The sequence below is a fragment of the Fibrella musci genome, assembly GCF_041321105.1.
Lineage (GTDB): Bacteria > Bacteroidota > Bacteroidia > Cytophagales > Spirosomataceae > Fibrella > Fibrella musci.
Map to the genome: position 1 here is coordinate 331013 of NZ_JBGGWD010000006.1, position 21832 is coordinate 352844.

A 21832-nucleotide genomic window follows, 5' to 3' on the forward strand; every position below is an offset into this window, starting at 1 on the left:
TTTATCGGATGAAAAAATTGATCTTTTCTAGCTGCTTTGGACTGATGGCGATTGGGGCTCAGGCTCAGACGGCACCGGTGTCAGAGGCTTTCTGGGGCGGTACGTTGCCATCGACGGTCACGCAGCAGCAGGCCGTGCTGGCCAACCAGGCCGGAACGGCAGCGGCTGATCTGGTGACGCTGTCGCAACGCGGCGCGGGCAATCAGGCCTATTACCGGGCGCCGGCCGGTAACCAAGTGGCTATGATCCAGGACGGCGATGGCAATTTGCTGAACCTGTCACTCAACGGCAATCTGAACAACTACCTGCTGGAACAGCGGGGTAATGGCAACACGCTGACGCTGGACGGGATGCAGGGCGACAAACTCAATGTACAGGTACGTCAGGCGGGTAATGGCAATGACCTTCGGCTGACCGAAAACTCACTCATCAACGTAGGCAGCACGGCCAGCCCCATTCGAATTGAACAGACTGGCGGGGCGCGTGCCGTTATTACCAGCTCGTATTTCTCAACGCAATGAAGCACTTCTGCGCACTCGTTTTTTTGCTAATGGGATTGGCATTGCCCGCTCTGGCGCAGGACCCCGATGTGTACGGGATGATTGATCTGGAAGGAGCCCTGCGCGAAGAAGCGCTGAATGAACAGGGTGCAGGTACCGAAAGTCTGTTGCTCGACAATACGCGCAGCAAAGTTGGCCGTGATTTTTATGATGCCTTCTACCGCGCTTATCAGGAATTGACGCCCGCTGGTGATCAACTGTCGGGGCAACTGGCTCCCAATGCAACCCTGCTCAATCCCAGCGACACGGCTCAGGTTAAAGTGCAGAAACCACTGGAGTTTGAACTGAACCTGTTCCTGATTTCGGTGGATGAGTTGCCTGCCAACTCGGGGATCGGGAGCATCATGTCGGTATCGATTAACGACGAGTTGATTTTTCAGCAGGTCGTGCAGAACCGGATCGATACCATCGAAGAGCTGGCTGGGTACGTTGCCCAGGCGGTTCGGGAGTACGTCGACAACTACGCTGCCACGCAGCGTGATCTGGAAAACGAAGACCTGCGCGGGTCGGGCGTGTATTAGCCCTGCTGGCGGGGTGACGATCGCTTATCTAACTAGTTGGCCAGAGAACTGGCATCAAAACCTCTTATGACCAAACGATTACTTTTAACAATAACCCTGCTGGGGCTGCTCACGGTTGGGGCAAAAGCGCAGGCCTTTGTCTATCACCCCTACAACCCGGCGTTTGGCGGTAACACGTTCAATTACCAGTGGATGCTGAGCTCGGCGCAGGCGCAGGACAAAACCAAAGACCCCGCCCAGCGTAGCTCGTCGGGCCTGTCGAGCCGTACCAGCACGTCGTCGCTCGACGATTTCTCGGCCAGTTTGCAGCGACAGATCCTGAATCGAATCAGCCAGAAAGTAATTGGCAATCAGTTTTCAGAAGATACCCTGAAAGAAGGTACCTACCAGTTTGGGGACTTTCAGGTGACGATTACCAACGCTACCGATGGCGTGCTGATCCGCATTGTGGACGGCAAAGGCGGCGAAACTACCGTAACGATTCCGTACTTCTGAGCCAACTGGCCCTCAACCGACAATGACACTCAATTACCGGGTACTGGCCAGGCCATTGGCCGTCAGTACGCTGCTGTGGCTGACAACCGGCTGCACAGCTTATTTCCACCAACCTACCGGCCCGCGGCAGGCACGGCTTGGTGAAGAAACGGCCATCACGGCCAACCTGCGAAGTCTGCCACCGGCTCGCGATAAGATCGTGGCGGCGGTTTACAAATTCCGCGACCAGACGGGGCAGTACAAACAGAGCGATGTAGGCACGAGCTTCTCGACCGCCATTTCGCAGGGAACGACCAATATCCTGCTGAAAGCGCTGGAAGAAAGCAATTGGTTTACGCCCATCGAGCGCGAAAACGTGGCTAACCTGCTCAACGAACGCAAGATTGTGCGGTCGAGCGTGGCGCAGTACAAGGAAGGCGAAAACCTGCCGCCGTTGCTGTTTGCCGGGATTATTCTGGAAGGCGGTATCGTGAGCTACGACGCCAACATCATTACGGGTGGTGGCGGTCTGCGCTATTTCTCGGCGGGTGGCTCAACGCAATACCGCCAAGACCGCGTAACGGTGTACCTGCGGGCTGTGGCGACGCGCTCGGGCAAGATTCTGAAGACGGTATATACCTCAAAAACAATTCTGTCGCAGACGATCGACGCGGGCCTGTTCAGGTACGTTAGTTTCAAGCGCCTGCTGGAAGCCGAAACGGGATTCACCACGACCGAGCCGGGTCAGATGGCCGTCACGGAAGCCATCGAGAAAGCGGTGTATTCGCTGATCGTAGAGGGTATCCAGGACGGGTTGTGGGCGGTGTCAGAGAAGGCGACGGCCCAGACAAAGCCCCTGCTCGACAGCTACGCGCAGGAAAAAACCGAGATGAGCCAGATCAATGTGTATGGGATGAAAACCATGCAGCAACCCGCTCCCCGCTTCACGGTGCAGCCCTACGCGGTCGCGCAACGCTTCTACGGCGATTTTGCGCAACGCAGCCTGCAACCCGGTTATGGGCTGTCGGTCGAAGGGTACATCACGCCCGGTGTCGGGATTCAGGTGAACGCCGGAACGGGACAATTGAGCATCAACGACGTGAACCAGACGTTTAGCAGCCTGAATGCGAGCGTATTGTTCCGAACGCTTCCTTACCAGAAATTCTCGCCGTTGCTGGCTGTTGGGGGCGGGCTCATGGGGCAACAATCCATTGGTCGCCTGTTTGGCCGACAGACCCGCCGCTTTGCCGAACTAACGGGTGGGGTCGGGGTGCAGTATACGGCAAACCGAAACATCGGTCTGCGGTCGATGCTGGAAGCGCACATGCCCTTCAGCGATGAACTCGACGGCCGCAAGGCGGGTACCTACAATGATTATTACCTGCGGGGTACGTTGGGCATTACGGTCAACTTTGGCCGGTTTGGCCGTGCAAAAACGGTTACTGCCACCCCCGTAACGGCCCCTACACCACCGCCGGCTCCCACTCAAACGAAATAGTCAGTGGTCGGTTCGTTGGCTGCCAAGGCCGACGCTACCGATAAACCCATCGTCTTCATGTCATACAAATTCAGCATACTGGCCTTATTCACGCTCATTATGGGGCTGTGGGCCTGTACCGAAGAGACCTTCGTCGACCCCATTACTTTTGCCAGCATTCGCGGGCAAGTACTTGCCAACAGCAACCGTCAGCCACTGCGGGGCGTGCTGATCCGGATTACGCCCGGCAGTCGCATCACCGAAACCGACGCGGCGGGTAACTTCAGATTTGATAGCCTCGAGGTGGGTAAGTACACCATCTCGGCGTCGCTGACCAACTACCGCACCGAGGCCATCACCATCGATGCCAGCACGTCGATTGTGTCGCAGCCAACCATCCTGCTGGTAACCGACAACAGCCAGAACCGCCCGCCAACCGCGCCAACGGCCGTGAAACCGATTTCGGGCACGACCAATCAGCCCGGCACCGTAACGCTGAAATGGGCATCGACCGACCCCGGCCTCGATACGCTTCGTTACGACGTGTTTTTGACCCGGCAGGGTAGCACTGCTCCAACCCAGTCATTCACCAATATTTTGGCCGACTCGGTCGTTGTGAGCGGCCTGGATTTCAACACGACCTACTACTGGCAGGTAACGGCCCGCGATGGGGTCAATACGGTCAATAGTGCGTTGTTCTCATTCCGGACAGGCGCTTTCCCCGACTTCCCGTATCTGTATACGAAACGGGTAAACGGGCAGTATCAGGTATTTGCCTCGTCGGGGCCAACCTCGAGTACGACCACTACCGTGACCGACGAACGGCAGTTGACCTTTAGCGGAAACAACTGGCGCCCGATTGTCAGCCCGAACCGGCAACAGATTGCGTTCATCTCGAACGTCGATGGCGATATGCACCTGTACACGATGAACCTCGACGGGTCTAGTATTCGGCGCGTAACAACAGTACCGGTGGCGGGCTATGCTGCTACCGAGCTCTCGTTTGGCTGGTCGCCCGACGGCACGCAACTGGTGTATCCGTCCAACGAGCGGCTATATGCGGTACGCACCGATGGAACGGGCCTGCGCACGGTGGCGACGGCTCCGTTTGGTCGCCAATATGCCTCGGCCGACTGGAACGCCGCCACGAACCGGATTGTCGTCAGAACCACGCAGGGGTATTATAATAACGAAATCGTGATCATCCCGCAAGGGGGTGGCGATGCCTTTCTGGTCCTGAGCCGACCCAACAACCGGCTCAGCAACCCCGTATTCTCGCCCGATGGCCGGCAGCTGTACCTGTCGGTTGATCTGGGCGCGTTGCAAAACGAACAGGGTCGTCAGCTCGATGCCCGCCTGCACCGGATCGACCTGCTGAACAACAACGCGCTGGTCGAGATCACGGCGTCGACCAACCAGGGTGGTAACAACACGAGCAAGCCGTCGGGCACCAACGACCTCGAACCACGCCTCGACCCAACCGGCTCGAAGCTGATCTTTACGAATACACCTAACACTGGCACGGGAACCCGTAGCATCAACACGCTCGAACTCGACGGACGTACCCGGACGACGCTCATCACCCCTGGCGAAATGCCGTACTGGAGGTAGTAAGGGCGAAACGACGTAGGTACGTTGGCTAAGGCGTCTCAACCCTTGACCGATAAAAACGGGTTAAGGGTTGAGACGCTTTTTTTACGCACTATGTCAACCAAAACAGTCATCATTACCGGCGCGGGTCAGGGCATTGGCCGGTTCACGGCCGAGTTTCTGCTCAATCACGATTACGCGGTTTCGCTTTGGGACGCCGATGCCGAAGCCCTCGCCGAAGCGGAGGCTGAACTGAGCGCCGCGCACCCCAACGCCCAATTTGTGGCCTGCGACGTAGCCGATGAAAAGGCAGTGCAGCAGGCGGTCGACCAGACTGTTAAACGGTTTGGCCGAATCGACGCGCTGATCAATAACGCCGCCATTATGCAGGAAAAGTCGATCGACGACCTGACCGTAGCCGAGTGGCAACGGGCCATCGGTGTCAACCTGACGGGGCCATTTGTGTGCGCCAAGTACGCGGCTCCGCACCTGCGCGAGCAGCACGGTACCATCATCAGCCTGTGTTCGACACGGGCCTTCCAGTCGGAACCCGATACGTTTGGCTACTCGGCCAGCAAAGGTGGCATTTTCGCCCTTACGCATTCGCTGGCCATGAGCCTCGGTCCGCAGGTACGTGCCAATTGCATCAGCCCCGGCTGGATCGACGTATCGGGGCTAAAAAAAGGTCACCCTGAGCCTGAGAAACTGCGCCCCGCCGATCATAAGCAACACCCTGCCGGGCGCGTGGGTCGCCCCGACGACATTGCCCGGATGGTGTTGTTTCTTCTTGACGAAGACAACGATTTCATTACCGGCCAAAACTTCGTGATCGATGGAGGAATGACCCGGAAAATGATCTACGTGTAACGAGGTTACGTTGGTGTTATGGCTTGAGGCTAAGTTCGACGCGTCGGTTTAGCGCCCGTCCTGCCTCCGTTTCATTGCTGGCGAGCGGTTGTGAGCCACCAAAGCCCGCAATCGTTAGCCGATGCTCCGCAATACCCTGCCGGACGAAGTAATAGCGGACTACTTTCGCCCGATTTTCGGATAAAAGCTGATTAAGCCGGGGATCGCCTACGTTGTCGGTGTGGCCAGCAATGATCAATCTAGCTGTAGTGTCGCGTCGTAGGGTGGCGGCCCACTCATTCAGTGCTTCGTAGGAGGAGGGCAGTAGCTGATAATCGCTCTGCGCGAAAGCGATTGGCTTTGCCTCTGGCTGCGTTGCTGGAGGTACAACCAGCTGGGTAACCGGATTGTTGACTGATGGTAATACCGGCGAACTGACTGCGGGCGTTCGAGGGCGGGTAGGCCGAGTAGCAACACGCTTCGCTTCGACGGGCAGTTTACTGGCGACGACAGGGGTGACGGGCTTCGGCTTCGCGGCGGATACGGGCTTGTTTGGCGGCAGGGGCAGGGCCTTCGACGGAGGCCCATTGTATAAAAACTGACCGGATACTTTTTGTTGCGGAGCGTTTTCAAAGGCGGGCGCTTTTCCCGATTCGTTCACCAAATTCCAGTTCAACTGAACGTACCCACCGTTATGGGCATTGTAGTACTCGATTTTCAGGTCGTAGAACCGGCCAGCCTGTAGGGTTACCGACTGCCCGGCTAGCTTCTGCTTCCGGTAACGCCACTCGTCCATCGCCAACTTTCCATCGACCCAGATTCGGATGCCATCATCAACAACGGCGGTGAATTTATACGGGCCGCTTACAGGTGCATACAATTTCCCGGTCCAGCGAACAGAGAATGAGTTGGGCGTCACGCCAGGAGCGGGCAAGGTATAGCCATCCCAACTGAAATCAACCTGCGGGTCGGTACGTACCAACACTTTCCGGTTGAAGGCTGAACCGGCGTAATATTCCCCTACCAGACCGTTGCCACCAGCAGACGCGCTTTTCGCGATTTGCCCCCAACAAGTAGTAGCCGCTAGCCATACACCCATCAACAACAGCTCTCGTAGCATACCAATAGCGTCCTTCAGTCGTGTTTCAATGGATTCAGTTAGTCCTGAAATTCCACAAAACGCACCATGCTCGTGAGCTACCGGGTCTATGTAGGAGTAGCGTAGTTGGATTTATCGGCGATCAGTCTTCCAGCCATCAACGGGTTTAACCGTTCCCCCAACCGGACGGCCCGTCGTTTCATTGGTGCCGTAGACGGTGGCTACCAGGGTGCGACCAATTATTGACTCGCTACTGAACGCGTCAGAGAGTTTGGGGAGAGGAATTTTCAGTCGTCCGCTGAAAGGGGCATTTTCCTGACCCGCATAGCTGCCAATGTCCAGGTAGAGAAACCGTTCATGAGGCGGTCCCTGACAAAAAGGCCCGTATAAAATCAGGTTGCCTTCTTTGGTTCTCTTTGCAGGAAGGGCAATGTCAAACGTAAGGGCCGCGGAACTGGCTGTCTGCTTTTGAAGGGTTTCATAGGTATTCCCGCTTCCTTTTTGCACGCCATAAATGGCACCAGCAACGGGTTTTTCAACAATAATTCTGAAATCGAATACCTCTTCAGTCATCTCGCTTTTTTGAGAAAAAACACAATACAACCACGGGCTACTCTACCTCATAAACTAGCTCTGTTACTCGCTGCGCAGCGACTCCACGGGGTTGGTCAACGCGGCACGGATGCTTTGCACGCCAATCGTAAGCAGGGCAATCAGCAACGAACCCGCCCCCGCGGTGGTAAACACCCACCAGTGGATGTCGATATGGTAGGCGAATTCGGCCAGCCACTTCGTCATGGCCCACCAGGCCAGGGGTGAGGCGAGCAGCACCGCTACTGAGATCAGCAACACCAGTTCCCGGCTCAGCAGCCCGACGATGCTGGCCACGCTGGCCCCGAGTACTTTCCGGATGCCGATTTCCTTTGTGCGGGTTTCGACCGTAAACGTCATCAGACCGAGCAACCCCAGGCAAGCTACCAGCAGGGTCAGGCCTGTGAAGCCATTGACTAGGGTTGCCAGTTGTTGCTCTTTTTCGTAGAGTTTGTTGTAGGCATCGTCGAGGAAATAATAATCGAATGGAGCGGCCTGCTGCCCGCCCTGCGTGGCCTGTTCGTAGAGTAGTTTGAGCTGCCCAAGTGCCACAGGTACGTCCTGATTGGGGTTAAGTTTCACCAGCAGATAACCCCCATTGGCTACAACCGCCCGGCTGGTATCGCTCACGACCGAGAGCATCACCGGCGATTGTTCGCGTTGGAGACCCAACAGGTTGAAATCCTGCGTAATTCCGTCGACATCGGCGCCATTACCACCAAACGGATTGGGGTGGGGGAGGGTCGTTACGGTTACGTCGGCCTGTTTAAGTGCCCATTGGTTGTAGACCCGCAATTCTTTAGTCAACGGTTTCTGGCCCCAACCGGCCGGTGGCAGTTTCCAGCCGATACCCAACGTGCTGAAAAACGACCGATCAACGGTCAGCACGTTCATCATCACGTCTTTTTTGTTTGTCGTTGCCTTCAGAAAATAGGTTGCAATGAAGGGAGTAAACAGGCGTGTATTCGTGGCGCTCACCTGATTGCTACCCGCCCACTGACGCACTGCATCGCGGAAGGCGGTGTAGCGCGGCGCCATGTCAGCATCGAGGCCGATGGCTACTACCTGCGCCCGGTCAATGCCAATGTTGGTGGTGCGCAGGAAACGCATCTGCGCAAAGAAAATCAGGCTACACATGAGCAGGCCCGCCGATGCCGAAAACTGACCGGTGGTGAGGATGCGCCGAAGCCCTGTGCCCTGCCGCCCGCCCGACCGGGTTGTTTTGAGGGAATCCTGCGGGCGGAATCCCGATAGCAGAAAGGCCGGGTAGCTGCCCGCCAGCAGTGAGCAGATCAGCCAAAGCCCCAGCAGCAGCGCCAGATAGCTTGGCTCGTTGAACACCCGGCCGTCCAGCCGAATGCCCAACAACTGATTGAGCCACGGAAACAGCAGGGCCAGCAAGCCTAACCCCAGCCCGAACGCCAATGTAGTGGTCAGAAACGATTCGGTGTAAAACTGAACGATCAGCTCCCGCCGTTGCCCACCGATAGCTTTCCGGACACCCACTTCGCGGGCGCGCTGCGTAGCCCGGGCAGTGGTCAGGCTGACGTAATTCGTAATGGCCAGTGCCAGAATGAGCAGCGCTATGCCTAAGAAAAGGTACAGATTCTGGCGGGCGCTACTACCCGACGTGCGGCCATCCAGGTGCAAACTGGGCATCGATTCGAGGATAAAACTCGCTTTCATGTCCATGAACTGTAGCCCGGCATTGAGGGTCTTCAGTTTGTTGGCGGTCAGGGACGGATTGGTGCCGGGGCGCAGCACCAGGTACGTATCCAGAAAGCCCGCATTTTGCCAGATGCCCTTATAATAGTCGCCCAGCGTTGGCATCGAAGCGAGCGAAACCAGCGCATCGAACCGGATTGTCGTGTTGGTGGGCAGCTCGGCGAAAACACCGCTTACGGTGAGCGGGTAGCGCTTGTCGTAGGTGATGACCTTGCCCACGGGGGGCTTGTTGCCAAACAGCTTTTCGGCCAGCGCTTGGGTCAGCACGATCTGTCCGGGTTGGACCAGGGCGGTGCGTGGGTCGCCTTCGCTCAGCTTGAAGCCCATCACCGACAGCAGCGATTGGTCAGCAAAACCCACGTTGGTGGGTTTCTGACGGTGATCGGCATCAACGGTTAGCCAGGCTGGCCTCGTACCGGTCGAGAGCCGAACAACCTGCTCGACTTCGGGCAGTTGGCGCTTTGCTTCCCGGCCAAACGACTCGTGCATACCCGCCATATTGACGTCCATACCGCCGTAGTTTGAAACGGTCATTACGTGGTAGGTACGTTCGGCGAAGGGATGGAAACGGTCATAATGAAACTCGTGCCACACATACAGGCTGATGTAGGCGCTGACCGCGAGACCCACCGCGAGGCCGCCGATGTTAAGGGCTGAATACAGCCGGTTACGCCCAAACTGACGGAGCGCGAGAAGGAGGTACGTTCGGAACATGCCTGATCAGGGTTTGCCTTTGACGTTCAAGGCTCGTGCCATTGATGCGTAAGCTCACTTTCTGTGCTGATAGCGCTATCGACGCTGGGTACGTTGTCCGAAACTGGACAGCTCACCGGACAGTTCGAGTCTTTGCCTAAGCTTTCGGCAACCAACACTGCGCTGACGCGTTGTACGTACATGTCAGTCCCTTTAGGCTACTGCAACCATGACAACACAAACCGCAGCTATCGTTAATCCGCTGCTGAACTACGGCCCTGATCCTTGGGCGCTTTGCCACGACGGCTACTTCTATTACACCCACTCGACCCAGGAAAGCCTGACCATCTGGAAGGTTAAAAGCTTTGCCGAGTTGGCCGACACGCCGGGGAAAGTAGCCTGGAAAGCTCCTGAGTCGGGCCCATTTTCCAGTAACGTCTGGGCACCGGAACTGCACTACCTGGACCGGGGCGACGGCCACAAATGCTGGTATGCTTACCTGAGCGCATCCAATGCGGAAACGCTGGACAGTCAGCGGATATGGGTGCTCGAAAACGACGCCTGCGACCCGATTGACGGGGGCTGGGCCATGAAAGGACAGCTCGTGACCCCCGATGATAAATGGAGCATCGATGGCACGGTAATCGACCTCGACGGCGCGCTGTATTTTGCCTGGTCGGGGTGGGAAACCGACGAAAATCACCAACAGAATATCTATCTCTGCCGGATGAGCAACCCCTGGACCTGCGCGGGTGAACGGTTGAAGCTATCGTCGCCAACGCTACCCTGGGAACAGCATAACTATGATGCCGCAGACCCCGGCAACGTTCGTAACCGCCTGCTTGTCAATGAGGCTCCCGCTTTTCTGCGTCACGGCGATTACCTCTTCATTGGGTACTCGGCTAGCGGTTGCTGGACCGATTATTACGCGTTTGGGCTACTACACGCCCGCATCGACAGCGATCTGATGAAGGCCGCTTCGTGGACAAAAAGCCAGGAGCCGGTTTTTACGTCTTCGCCCGAAACCGACACCTATGGGCCAGGGCATGGATGCTTTTTTCAGACGGAATCGGGGCAGACGTGGCTCCTATATCACGCCAATCCCCGGCCCAACCTTGGCTGCGAAAACGAACGTACCCCGCGCCTGCAACCCATTACGTGGCGGCCCAACGGTATGCCTGATTTTGGCGTTCCGCAGAAAGAAGTAGCGTTTGATACGGGCTGGTAATTAATTCAGTACAATCAGCCCGTCGGCGTCGCGCGCCATGTGCAGGCCAATGAAGCTTAACAGGTCGTTGAGCGGTGCTTCAAGCGGGTCGTTGCCGGTGATGCAGGTGTCAAAATACCAGTCCATCGGTTCTTGGGCGACCTCGGCCACGATAGCGCGGTAATCGTCGTAGGTATAGCCGATGAAGGGTTTGCCGAAGCGCTGCCACAACAGCCGCATCACGTCGTCGAGCGAGCGGGCGTTATCGAATTTCCGGCGTAGGTACAGATCGAGCATCATCGAGACAATCGCCCCTTTGTGGTAGACCGAAACCTTGCGGTCGGGCACGCCCCGCACGTACCCATCGAGCCACAAATCCCACGACGACTCGGTGAGCGACAGCGTCGCCCGTCCGGCTACTTCGAAATGGCGTTTCAGAATCACCAGCAGCTCTTTCTGATAGGCCGCCTCGTCGAACACGCCTGACCGGTGGAGCATCAGGTCGCCATAATACGTAGTGATGCCTTCGGCCACGAAACAGGTCGTGAAGTAGTTTTCACGGGTGTAGTCGTAGGGCAGCAGTTCGGCGGGGCGAATGCGGCAAACATTCCAGGTGTGAAATAACTCATGCGACGCCACACCCAGCAGATCAGTATACAACCCCGCCGCGTCGGCAGTCTTATTGCCGTCGGCATCGACCGTTTCCACTTCCGGTCCCAAAACCAGTATCGTGCTGTTGCGGTGTTCAACGCCGTGGTAATACGCTACCGGCAGCACAATGGTCAGAAAGTGATAGTCAGGCTGCGGAAACTCACCGAACAGGTCGATCTGGGCTTCGGAGAAACGGGTAAAATCGCGGATGATCTGCTCCCGGTCGAAGGAAGGGGGCAGGTAATAATGCCAGCCCTGTATCCAGACGGTGCAGGGGACCCCGCGCGCTTCATACCGAATGGCCTGTAGCGTATCGGAGGCGATCAGCGGGCTATCGACCAGCGCGTGGTAATCGGCGGCGAGCAGGGTTTTGCCTTCGTGGGGCAACCCGCAGGCAATCTCCCAGTGGTCGGGAATGTCAAGCGTTAGCGAACATGGTTCGTCGAGCCGACCTTCGGCGTAGAGACACAGGTTGACGGGGTTGACGTACCAGAAATGCGTCGGGTCGGCGTAACTGCTGCCTGCGTCGAGGCGGTGTTCGCTCGCTACCAGCGCAAAGTAATCGTACTCGACCCGCAGGCTACTGGCCCCGTTGAGCTGCACCCGCCAGCGATCTTTGGTCACCTTCCGCACCGGCAGTGGCTGATCGTGCTGATCGAAAACGGCAAAGCGACGGATGTTTTTGGCAAAGTGTTGCAACTCATACCGGCCCGGTCGCCAGGCGGGCAGTTGCAGGTCGAGGGTGTCGCCCGTAACCTGCTCGATCCGGCACGTGACGTCGATAACATGAGGGCTGGTAACGGTGAGTGCGTACTGCAAGCGTAGTTTGATGTTTGGTGTTTGATGGCTGACGTTTCGCCTTCGGCAAAGCTAGTCGATGAATCGCTTGGCTTTGCCGAAGGCGAAACGTCAGCCATCAAACGGTGTACCAGCTAGTCCAGATCGATGTAATACGGTTCATCGGCCATTTCGGCGCGCATCGACTCCGCCTGTTGGTCCTGCTCGGCCATTTCGGTGTGTTCGGTGGCTGGGGTTGAAGAAGGCGTGCGGACTTTGTCGATGAATGCCCCCGCGGCGACCAGCGCCAGCGTACCGGCTACTCCCGCGACGGCGTTGTTGCGGCCATATTGCTTGGTGGCCACGCCCGTAAAGCCGGCCACAAAAGGCAACAGGTAATAGGGATCGTTGAGGCGCTTCGAGACCGTCAGCCCTACCGCGCCCAGCACGTTGAGCAGGCCAATGGCGTAAGGAATTGCCCGTGAGCGGGGTTCGCGCCAGCCATTTTCGATCAGCAGGTTGGTTGTGGCCACGCCCGTGGCTACGGTGATCCAGCCGGCGTAGATACCCGTTGCCCGGTGGAACGTGCGCTCGGGTTCAGGTACGTCGGTTTGGCCCACGCCCAGGGCCCGATGCAGCGCCAGCACCGTAGGAAGCTGCGTGACTGTAACGGCGTTGGCGGCTACGCGCGCGGCCTTTTCACCCCGCGAGAAGAAGATCCCAAACAGCCCGTTGAGCAGGTAATTAACTACCAACCAGGGGGCGGCTTTTTCGTAACGTGGGTTCTCGGTCTGCGACGGCAGCGCCTGATGCACCGCCAAACCTAACGTACCTGTGTAAATGACGGGCCATACCGCCGCGAAGGTTGGGCCGGCGGGCGTAATCAGGTTGGTATCCAGTTCGTCGTTGTATTCCGGCACCACGTCGGTGCGGCGTTTTTTGTTACGGGGTCCGGCAAAAAAATACGTGCCAACGATGCTCCCCACAACCAGTGCGGCAGTGGCGAGGCGACTGATTTTTGTGTTTTCCATACGTAAGCCCCAGGGGCAACAATTGATTGATTACCCAAACAACTACGCAGGAACGATTTGGTTAACCGAAAAAACAGCCGCTCAACGCCTGTGGTCTTTACCTGATTGCCGCGCGGCGGGCGTTGGTTTAGAGCCGGATTTCGCCTTTCAGGTAGAGCTGTACCTGCCCGCTAATGTCGACCCGTTTGCCGGTCTCTTCATCACCGTGCAGTTTACAGCGCAGGTAGCCGCCCCGTTTCGATAGCTGCCGGGCCGTCAGTTCGGTTTTGTCCAGCCGGTTGGCCCAATAAGGCGCCAGCGTCGTGTGGGCCGAACCCGTGACAGGGTCTTCATCTATACCCGACTGAGGACCAAAAAAGCGCGAGACGAAATCGACGTCAGTGCCGGGGGCCGTAACGATCACGCCCCGTGCGGGCACCGTACTCAGTTCACGGAAGTCGGGCGTCAGGCTTTCGATGTCTTCCTGCGCCGCGTAGACTACCATAAAATCGGTTTTGCCTTTGTGAATTTCCAGCGGTTTGGGTCCGCCAAGACCAGCCAGCAGGGCGGGCGGTTGCACGGCGGCTTTCTGCAATACGTCGGCCGGAAAATCGAGCGTCAGCCAGCCGTCGTCGTTGCGGCACACTTTCAGCGGGCCCGAGCGGGAGTCGAACGTGATGGCGTCGGTGGCGTCGCTTTCGGTGGCATTTTCCAGGAAAAAGATAACGTACCCAGCCGCCAGCGTGGCGTGCCCGCAGAGGTCGATCTCCACGGTGGGCGTAAACCAGCGGATATGATACCCGGTATCGGTGCGCAGGTAGAAAGCCGTCTCGGCCAGGTTGTTCTCGGCGGCGATGGTCTGCATCTGCGCGTCGGTGAGCCATTGATTCTGGTCGGTCAGCGGCACGACCGCCGCCGGATTACCCTTATAGAGGGTATCGGTAAACGCATCGAGTTGATAAATGCGTAGCGAAGGTGTTGTGGTCATCGGAAGGAAATAGTCAAGGTTTTGATCGTCGGATTAAGCGATTGCATGGCGGCATGGCTCGACAGGAACTCGCTGTCGCCCATGACCGAATCGTATAGTTTACTTTCGGAGCCGGTAAATTCGGCTCCAACACCAAAAGCAGCCGACAGGTACGTTTTCCCGTCGGTATCCTGAAGTTTTCCCCCTTGCCAGTCCGACGATTGCCCGCCGTAGTCCCAGCCGAATCCATAGAGTTTGAACGGCTTGCCGTTCAGCTTCTCGACATCTCGTAGCGACGTACCCGGACTCAGGCTACCTGCCGTACCAACGGGCACCGTCCATTGCACGGCTTTGCCGCCCGTTCCGGGCTTCAGTTCGTTGTTTTCGTCGTATTCGGGCCGCAGCAGGACCATGTCGGGCCGGGCAAATGTTTTAGTGTCTTTCCAGAGAATCTGCGCCTGATCGGCCGTGTTTTTGAAAAGTGTCGTGCCGATCTCAAAGGCGCCCTCGGCCATGTAAATGGTGTCGCGCACCACATTGGCCGCCCCAAGCAACTTACGCAGCTCTGCCTCCGACGAGTTGGCCCGTACCACCCCTACCTGCTGGCTGGGGATAACCAGAAAGTTGTCGGGCGACTCCGTTGGTGCCTGGGCGGCGGTAGTCGATGCCACGGTCGCGCTGTCGGGGCCGGTTGCTTCTGACGGGGTGTCCTGCTTAGTCTGGCACGCCAGGGTTAAACTGGCCATTACGACGAGGATAAACGGGTTTTTCAAGGCAGACGGGAACGGTAAACCGCTTCGATTAACGGGTAGAAACTAGGAGTGGCTAGGCAAAATGGCAAGCGGGATGGGAGATGCGGTCAGACGGTGGCCTGCCGAAAAGGCTTGATGTCGATGGTCTCCCAGACTCCCTTTTGGACGTAGGGTTCCCAAGAAAGCCACTCCTGCAACTGCGTTTCGTCGGCAAAATCGAGGAGCATCATGGAGCCGATCATCTGGCCCTCGGGGTTGAGCAGCGCCCCACCCAGAATAAAATGGCCCGCCTCTTTCAGACGCTGGGCGCCGTCGAAGTGCGACGGCCGCGCGGCCATGCGGCGGTTGAGTGCCTCGGCATCAGAATGATCGTAGGCATGAACGACGTAGAGCACAAGGGTACGATTTAGGGATATCGCAATATAAGCGTTTCGGCAACCAGATGCAGTAATGGATTGAACTTTGCAGCAGGCTACTTATCCTGCCAACGGGCTGCCCTTTTGTATCGCTGGCTAGTTATAGGCGGTACTACACACGAATTTGATAGGGCTGTCCGTATCTTATGGTGGGCCACCCTTCCCAAGAAGCTACCACCAATGCGTGTCAGTTGCGCTTATGAACGCATGAATCGTCATCCACACAAGGCCAGTCGTCAGGCTGTTTTCGTGCGTCTTTGTTGCGGATGGCCCTGCTGGTTTTGGGTAGGTTTATGGCTAGTGAGCACAACGTGCAGCGCCAATGGGCAACCCCCGCGCCCGACAGCTCAACTGGCCCGCGTCGCGAGCACGACGCTGGTGATTACGCCGGCACGCCCACTGACCCTCTGCCGGGGCAGCTTTACGCAGATTCAGGCCAGCATTCCCGCTGATTTTACGCCCAACTGGTACTGGACCAAAGACGGCGCCAAATTCAGTCAGGATCGGGAGGTATCAGTTACCGTCAACGAACCCGGTACGTATACGCTCGGTGGCGATTGGGAAAGCGATCCCAACGTGACGGTGAACGGTGTGTTTACGTTGACGATCATTGATTTGCCCGTTACGGCCGTCAAGGCGTCGGCTACGTCGGTATGCGCGGGGCAGTCGTTTACCTTGACTGCTTCGCCCAGTTCGGCCACGAATCAGTACAATTGGGTCGATAGTCAGCATCGGTTCATCGTGGCGGGTCCGGAACTGGCGACCAACAGCCCCGACGCCTATTCGCTAGTGGTCGTGAGCCCGTCGGCCTGTACCTACGTGGCGGCGGCACCCCTCGTGACAGCCTACGCCAGCCAGACAATCACCTTGAAGGCCGACGGACCAACGGCGTTCTGCGAAGGCAACTCAGTGCGGCTAACGCAGGGGGGAGGCGACCTCATCAACCCGGTCTGGACCCGCAACGGGCAGATACTGACCGACCCTTTCTCGCCTACCCTGACGGTGTCCGACGAAGGGACCTATGCCGTGCGGGGCGATGGCGCGGGCTGCATTCAGTTTCCGCCGCCCATCTCCGTAACGGTGGGTGCCCGGCCGTCGGCTCAACTGATGGCCAGTCAGCCGGTCGTGTGCCAGGGGAGTACGTATGAACTGGCTGTGCAGCCTGCCGACCCGGCCAATACCTATGTGTGGCTGAATCAGGCGGGGAAGGTGGTCAACTCGCTCAACGTACCCCGGATTACCGTTGCCGACGAAGCGATCTACAGCCTGCGCATCAGCACGCCAGCAGGGTGTACACTGCTCATCACCAGTGAGCGTCTGGTGCAGTTTGTTCCCTCAACGACGTTGCACATCAACCCTGCGGGATCGCTGAGTATCTGCCAGGGTAATTCAACCACATTGACCGCATCGGGCGGCGACGTGTCGGCCTACTACTGGACCCGGAATGGCACACGGATACCCGGCTCTGATGGGCTAGGGTCGTTTTCGGCAAGCCAATCGGGGGTTTACGCGCTCGATGGGCCCTTCCCGACCTGTGTGACGGCACCCGACAAACCTACCATAGCGGTGACGCCCATCCCCACTACGACGCTGATACCCAGCCAGACCCTGGTGTGCGAGGGCGATGCGTTTCAACTGCTGCCCACGCCCAACCGCCCCGACTACCAGTACCGCTGGACCGACGAAACCGGCAAAGCGGTGTTCGACGGACCCGTACTGTCGACGACCCGGCCGGGCATCTATCGATTGGCCGTCACGACGAGTACACCCTGCACCTTTACCACGACGTCGACGGGGCTGGCGCAGTTCAGACCGACGACGTTGCTGCGAATCAGCCCCGACGCGGTTGTGCAGCTTTGCCAGGGACAAACGGCCAGCCTGACGGCGGCAGTAGGTACGTTGACGGGCTATACCTGGACACGCGACGGCGGCAACGTACCCAACTCGCTGAACGTACCTACGCTGGTTGTGCGTGAAGCCGGGGTGTATTCGCTCACGGGTACGTTCCCGGCCTGTACCCGCTCGCCGGATCTGGTGCAGGTACGTATGACGCCGCCCCCAACGGTAAGTCTGGTCGCTGGTAGTCTCACCCTGTGCGCTGGTCAGCAAACGACCATTACGGCGCAGACCGACGGGGCCAACACGCTCCACTGGCTGCGCGATGGGGTCGATGCCGGCACGGCACAGAGCCAGACGGCCAACGCCAGCACTGCCTTCAGCCTGACGGTCACTGCTCCCACGGGTTGCCAGCAAACAGCCACCTATGCCTTCAATCCACCGGTGTTTTCAATACCCGATTTCAACCTTGGCCAGTCGGAGCCGGTCTGGCAAAACGCGCTGGTACAACCCGGCAACGTACCTGAAAACCCCGGTTACCGCTACCAGTGGCTACCGCCCGCCGGGGTGTCGGACCCAACGGTGGCCCGCCCGCTGCTGAACCCGGCGGTGGCGACCAGCTACACACTGACCATCACCGATGAGCACGGGTGCCAGTTCAGCGATCAGCTGACCCTGACCTTGTTTACGCAACTGCTGACGCCCACAGCCTTTTCGCCCAACGGCGACGGGCAAAACGACACCTGGGCCCCCGTGAATCTCGACCGCTACCCCAATGCGGAGCTGTACGTGTATGACCGCTGGGGCGCGCTGGTTTACGCGGGCCGGTCGGGCGAGGCTCCCTTTGACGGCACCCTACGCGGTGAACCGTTGCCCAATGGCATCTATACGTACCGTATCCGGCTGAATATTCAGCAGATTGAATCAAGGGGTACGTTACGCCTGCTGCGTTAACGGGCCACTTCCGGCCAGGATGGCGGTTGCCCGGCTTTCCAGCCAATCGAGCAGTTCGGTCAGATCGGCTTCTGTCGTGAAGGGATTCATGAGCGACACGCGCAGGTACGTCTGGTTGCGCAGGGTGGTTTGCACGATGTAGAACCGGCCATCGGTGAGCAGATCGGCCCGCAGGCGCTGATTCAGCGTGTTTATCAGTTCACCGGAAAAACTGGTCCCGCCAACGTACCGGAAACAGACGAGGTTGCAGTCGGGCTCGACGGGCAGCTCGAATACGGGCCGCAGTCGAATCAGCCAGGCAAAGGTTTTTCCGAGACTATATAGCGTATCGACGTTGGCCCGAAACAGCTCGTCGCCGTAGAGGCGCATCAGCGTGTAGACCTTCACCGCCGCCATAAATTTGGTGCATTCAAAGGTGCGTTTGCCCGTGTTGAACCAGTCGGCGGTTTCGGTGGTGTGGCTGTCCCAGAGGTATTGCGCCCGTTGCTGAAAGGTGCGGTGGCTGTCGGCGGCGCGTTTGTACACCACCACCGTGGCCAGGGCGGGCACCATCAGCATTTTGTGGTAATCTATCACGACCGAATCGGCTTGTTCGCTGCCCGCCAGCAGGTGCCGGTAAGTCGGCGAAAAAAAGGCCCCGCCACCATGCGCCGCATCGACATGAAACCATAGGTTATGTTGGCGGGCGAAAGTGCCAATCGCTGCCAGATCGTCGTGCGAGCCAGTCGAGGTGGTGCAGCCGCTGCCCACGATGGCAAAGACCGTGAGGCCCGCCGCCGTGGCGTTCAGGTACGTTGTTTCCAGTAAATCGGTGCGGAGTTTGAACTGCTCGTCGACCGGGATTTTCAGGATGCCCATATCGCCTAACCCCATGATTCGCGCCGCCCGATCGATGCAGTAATGGGCCTCGGCCGATACCATGATCGCCAGTTTCTGGCTGCCGTTGCCTTCGTGCCAAACGTCCTGCGGCAGGTTGGCACGCGCCGTCAGCAGGGCCGTGAGGTTTCCCAGCGTACCGCCCGACGTGATGATGCCGCCCGGCCGTTCGTTAGGTACGTACCCAATGTGCCGGGCCGTGTGCTCGATCACGACGCGTTCGATGGCATTGCCCGCCATCCCCATTTCATACACCGCCGAGCCGTTGTTGAGCAACTCGGTTAGCAGGCCGCTCAACGCGGCAGCGGGGGCCACCGGGCTGACCTGATGACCCATATAACGCGGGTGATGCAGCCGGGTAGATCGGGCCATGATGTCGGCAAACAGCGGCGTCGGGTCGTCCAGCAGTGGCTGCTGACTGTCGGCCTGCCAGTGCGCAAACGCGGTATCGGGGTCGTGGTACGGAATCGCCTGCTCGGGTTGGCGCGACAGGGAAGCTTCCAGCTGATCGGCCAGTTGATCGATCAGTGCGTGGCCCATCCGCCGAAAAGCATCGGGCGAATAGGCCTGGGCAAGCGTTGGGTTCATAGCAGGCAGGGCGACAAAGCAGCCTGCTAAGCTACCATTTCTTGAAGCTGAAAAAGAAAACCATCCAGGAAGCCGTTTCGCTGAAGCCGATGCGGTTGGAGTCAGCTAGAGTTCATCTGAATCTCAAATTAATTGCTGTTTACCTGCCTGAGCCACCTACCTGTTGCTGGAGTAAAGGCCATGCGATAAGTTAAGTTAGTCAACTGGCGGATTGGTAACGTTTATTGGCCGTCGCTGGGGCAAATGACCCCATTCGGGCAATGCACGTTATGACTCAACGAATACGGTATGGGCTGTTAGGGCTGGTAGTAAGCGGGTTATTGCTCGTGGCGAATCTGGGACGAGCCGAAACGCCGGTTGTGCCCAAAGCGGCTACCTCGCTGAGTTGCTCCACGACATTGGCCGTTGCCGTAGTCGATAACGCGGCACTCTGCGCTGGCAAGCCGGTAACGCTGAAAGCCCTGGTGCCCGGTGTGCCCTTCGGGAACTGGTACTGGACCCGTAATGGCCAGAAACTGGGTTACGATCAGCAAACCTTTCTGACCGCCGAAACGGCGGGTGTCTATTCCCTTGGCGGCGACTGGGAGCGCGATCTCTGCTTTACGGCCCCGACAGCGCTGACGCTTACGTTGAGCGGAGCCGAATCGCGGACGATTACGCTGATGCCCACGTCGGCCACGGTTTGCGAGGGTGAATCGGTGACTCTCACCGCCGACGCTGGTACGTATACAGGCTACAACTGGACGCGCAACGGCACCAACGTACCCAACTCGCAGAATCGGTCGGTGATGGTGGTGAAAGAGCCAGGTACGTATACGCTTGGCGGCATTGCCTCGACCTGCATTTCTGTCGACAACCAGCCGGTGGTACAGGTGAATCCGCTACCGACGGTGGGTATCGAGCCCAGTAGCCTGACGTTTTGCGAAGGCGACGTTGCCCAGATCAACGTGCAGACCGATGCCGAGAATACCATCCGCTGGCTACAGAACGGCGTCGATTTGGGCGCGGTACGTAGCCTCACGGCCAACACCGCGGCAACCTTCAGCCTCACGGCCACGCGACCCGGTGGGTGCTACAAAGCCATCGATTACGCCTTCGCGCCGACGGTCAGCCCGTTGCCTGTTTTTAAGCTGGCGACCATGCCGCCTGGCGATCTGCCTCTTGGGGTTTCGGCCAGCAACGCCCCCGAGAACCCGGCGTATCGGTACGCGTGGACGCCCACCGAAGGCGTATCGGATCCGACCATTGCCCGGCCCGTTTTTAGTCCGCTGCGGTCCACTTTGTATACGCTCCGGATTACGAATGAAACCGGTTGCCCGTATGCTGATACGCTCTTTGTACCGGTTCGGTATCGGCTCCATTTCCCGACGGCTTTCTCACCCAACGGCGACGGGCAAAACGATACCTGGGCGCCGGTTAATTGGGACGAATACCCCGACGCCGAACTCTGGATTTTTACCCGATCAGGCGAATTGATTTTTTCGACAAAAGCAGGGCAGGCGGCGTTTGACGGTCAACTTAACGGTGAACCCCTACCCGGCGGCGCTTACGCCTACCGCCTCAGCCTGCCCACCCGACAGGCCGAGTGGCGGGGTACGTTGTGGCTGGTGCGCTGAGTCGCAAACAACGTACCTGACTGAAAAGAAACCGCCCCGGATAGGCCTATCCGGGGCGGTTTCTTTATGGGCGAACCACGAGCTAATTCGTCAATTCGATTCGGCGACGGGCGCGGCGTTGGCACCGATGTTGCCACTGGCGACGACGGCATTGCTGGCCATGATCTTCACGCTGGCATTGTAAGTGCTCAGTTTGTCGTAGAAACCGGCTTCGCTGATGGTGAAGTACTTATTGGTCGCAAACGCACCCGTGGCCCCGCTGACGGCGTCGAGCGCTTTCAGAGGTGTGGCTGTGCTGGTTGCTACGGTGCCCTGATAAATCGAGGCGGCGTAGGTGGCGGTGGCCGTCGTATTGTAAAGACCCATCTGCACCAGCGTAGTGGTCGAGTTGTATTTGTAGAACACGATTCGACCGTAGATATTCTTGCTGTCGGCCGACGTAAGGGTGTACGATTTGAAGGTCGACACGGTGCCGCCGCCGGGGGCTACGCTACTGGCGGGCTCGTAGTTTTGCTGTTCGCAGCCGGTAAGCAGCAGGCCCAGCAGGCCAACTAACAGACTCAGAATCGGGAAACTGGTTTTGAGGAGTGTGCGCTTCATGGTATC

At 58.2% G+C, this 21832-nt stretch carries 19 protein-coding genes; 9 read left to right on the forward strand and 10 right to left on the reverse strand.

Going from position 1 to position 21832, the window contains the following annotated elements:
• Window positions 1-8: 8 nt before the first annotated feature.
• The 6 genes from ACAW74_RS20705 to ACAW74_RS20730 all read left to right on the forward strand — a co-directional run bounded on the left by ACAW74_RS20705 (window position 9) and on the right by ACAW74_RS20730 (window position 5489).
• Window positions 9-521 carry a hypothetical protein gene (locus tag ACAW74_RS20705; protein WP_370700137.1) on the forward strand — a complete coding sequence of 171 codons (513 nt, stop codon included), beginning with the start codon at window positions 9-11 and terminating at the stop codon, window positions 519-521.
• On the forward strand, window positions 518-1081 hold the full coding sequence (locus ACAW74_RS20710) for a hypothetical protein (protein ID WP_370700138.1): 564 nt from the start codon (window positions 518-520) through the stop codon (window positions 1079-1081). The genes ACAW74_RS20705 and ACAW74_RS20710 overlap by 4 nt, the downstream gene beginning before the upstream one ends.
• Before the next feature lie 66 nt (window positions 1082-1147).
• Entirely contained in the window at window positions 1148-1576 is a 429-nt protein-coding gene (locus ACAW74_RS20715; protein ID WP_370700139.1) for a curli production assembly/transport component CsgF, read from the forward strand.
• 22 nt (window positions 1577-1598) lie between these two features.
• Complete coding sequence (locus ACAW74_RS20720) at window positions 1599-3053, forward strand: CsgG/HfaB family protein (protein ID WP_370700140.1); 1455 nt, start codon at window positions 1599-1601, stop codon at window positions 3051-3053.
• 57 nt (window positions 3054-3110) lie between these two features.
• Window positions 3111-4643: a carboxypeptidase-like regulatory domain-containing protein gene (locus ACAW74_RS20725; RefSeq protein ID WP_370700141.1), complete on the forward strand. Its 1533-nt coding sequence runs from the start codon at window positions 3111-3113 to the stop codon at window positions 4641-4643.
• 93 nt (window positions 4644-4736) lie between these two features.
• Window positions 4737-5489 carry an SDR family oxidoreductase gene (locus ACAW74_RS20730; protein WP_370700142.1) on the forward strand — a complete coding sequence of 251 codons (753 nt, stop codon included), beginning with the start codon at window positions 4737-4739 and terminating at the stop codon, window positions 5487-5489.
• Window positions 5490-5505: 16 nt separating this feature from the next.
• Here the strand turns inward: ACAW74_RS20730 and ACAW74_RS20735 are convergent, their stop codons facing one another.
• From ACAW74_RS20735 to ACAW74_RS20745, 3 genes are all read right to left on the reverse strand, one after another.
• Window positions 5506-6588, reverse strand: coding sequence for a PA14 domain-containing protein (locus ACAW74_RS20735; RefSeq protein WP_370700143.1), 1083 nt, complete (start codon window positions 6586-6588; stop codon window positions 5506-5508).
• Window positions 6589-6699: 111 nt separating this feature from the next.
• Window positions 6700-7140 (reverse strand): DUF5990 family protein, encoded by a 441-nt coding sequence (locus ACAW74_RS20740; protein WP_370700144.1) that lies wholly within the window; start codon window positions 7138-7140, stop codon window positions 6700-6702.
• Window positions 7141-7203: 63 nt separating this feature from the next.
• On the reverse strand, window positions 7204-9597 hold the full coding sequence (locus ACAW74_RS20745; protein WP_370700145.1) for an ABC transporter permease: 2394 nt from the start codon (window positions 9595-9597) through the stop codon (window positions 7204-7206).
• 208 nt (window positions 9598-9805) lie between these two features.
• Here ACAW74_RS20745 and ACAW74_RS20750 point away from each other — a divergent pair, with 208 nt between their 5' ends.
• Window positions 9806-10804 (forward strand): glycoside hydrolase family 43 protein, encoded by a 999-nt coding sequence (locus ACAW74_RS20750; RefSeq protein ID WP_370700146.1) that lies wholly within the window; start codon window positions 9806-9808, stop codon window positions 10802-10804.
• On the opposite strand, the gene ACAW74_RS20755 is transcribed toward ACAW74_RS20750, so the two are convergent.
• From ACAW74_RS20755 to ACAW74_RS20775, 5 genes are all read right to left on the reverse strand, one after another.
• Window positions 10805-12253: a M61 family metallopeptidase gene (locus ACAW74_RS20755; protein WP_370700147.1), complete on the reverse strand. Its 1449-nt coding sequence runs from the start codon at window positions 12251-12253 to the stop codon at window positions 10805-10807. It abuts the gene before it with no gap.
• A gap of 113 nt (window positions 12254-12366) precedes the next feature.
• Window positions 12367-13242: a TspO-related membrane protein gene (locus ACAW74_RS20760; protein WP_370700148.1), complete on the reverse strand. Its 876-nt coding sequence runs from the start codon at window positions 13240-13242 to the stop codon at window positions 12367-12369.
• Window positions 13243-13369: 127 nt separating this feature from the next.
• Window positions 13370-14209 carry a PhzF family phenazine biosynthesis protein gene (locus tag ACAW74_RS20765; protein WP_370700150.1) on the reverse strand — a complete coding sequence of 280 codons (840 nt, stop codon included), beginning with the start codon at window positions 14207-14209 and terminating at the stop codon, window positions 13370-13372.
• Entirely contained in the window at window positions 14206-14934 is a 729-nt protein-coding gene (locus tag ACAW74_RS20770) for a hypothetical protein (protein ID WP_370700151.1), read from the reverse strand. Before ACAW74_RS20770 ends, ACAW74_RS20765 begins: the two co-directional genes overlap by 4 nt.
• 113 nt (window positions 14935-15047) lie before the next feature.
• Window positions 15048-15335, reverse strand: a complete 288-nt coding sequence (locus ACAW74_RS20775; protein WP_370700152.1) for a YciI family protein — start codon at window positions 15333-15335, stop codon at window positions 15048-15050.
• 321 nt (window positions 15336-15656) lie between these two features.
• On the opposite strand from ACAW74_RS20775, the gene ACAW74_RS20780 reads away from it, so the two are divergent.
• Window positions 15657-18146 (forward strand): T9SS type B sorting domain-containing protein, encoded by a 2490-nt coding sequence (locus tag ACAW74_RS20780; protein WP_370700153.1) that lies wholly within the window; start codon window positions 15657-15659, stop codon window positions 18144-18146.
• On the opposite strand, the gene ACAW74_RS20785 is transcribed toward ACAW74_RS20780, so the two are convergent.
• Entirely contained in the window at window positions 18129-19610 is a 1482-nt protein-coding gene (locus ACAW74_RS20785) for a pyridoxal phosphate-dependent decarboxylase family protein (protein ID WP_370700154.1), read from the reverse strand. The genes ACAW74_RS20780 and ACAW74_RS20785 overlap by 18 nt on opposite strands.
• A 269-nt stretch (window positions 19611-19879) precedes the next feature.
• Between ACAW74_RS20785 and ACAW74_RS20790 the strand changes: the two genes are divergently transcribed.
• Window positions 19880-21226, forward strand: coding sequence for a T9SS type B sorting domain-containing protein (locus ACAW74_RS20790; protein ID WP_370700155.1), 1347 nt, complete (start codon window positions 19880-19882; stop codon window positions 21224-21226).
• A gap of 90 nt (window positions 21227-21316) precedes the next feature.
• Here the strand turns inward: ACAW74_RS20790 and ACAW74_RS20795 are convergent, their stop codons facing one another.
• Window positions 21317-21826, reverse strand: a complete 510-nt coding sequence (locus tag ACAW74_RS20795) for a hypothetical protein (protein WP_370700156.1) — start codon at window positions 21824-21826, stop codon at window positions 21317-21319.
• Window positions 21827-21832: the final 6 nt, after the last annotated feature.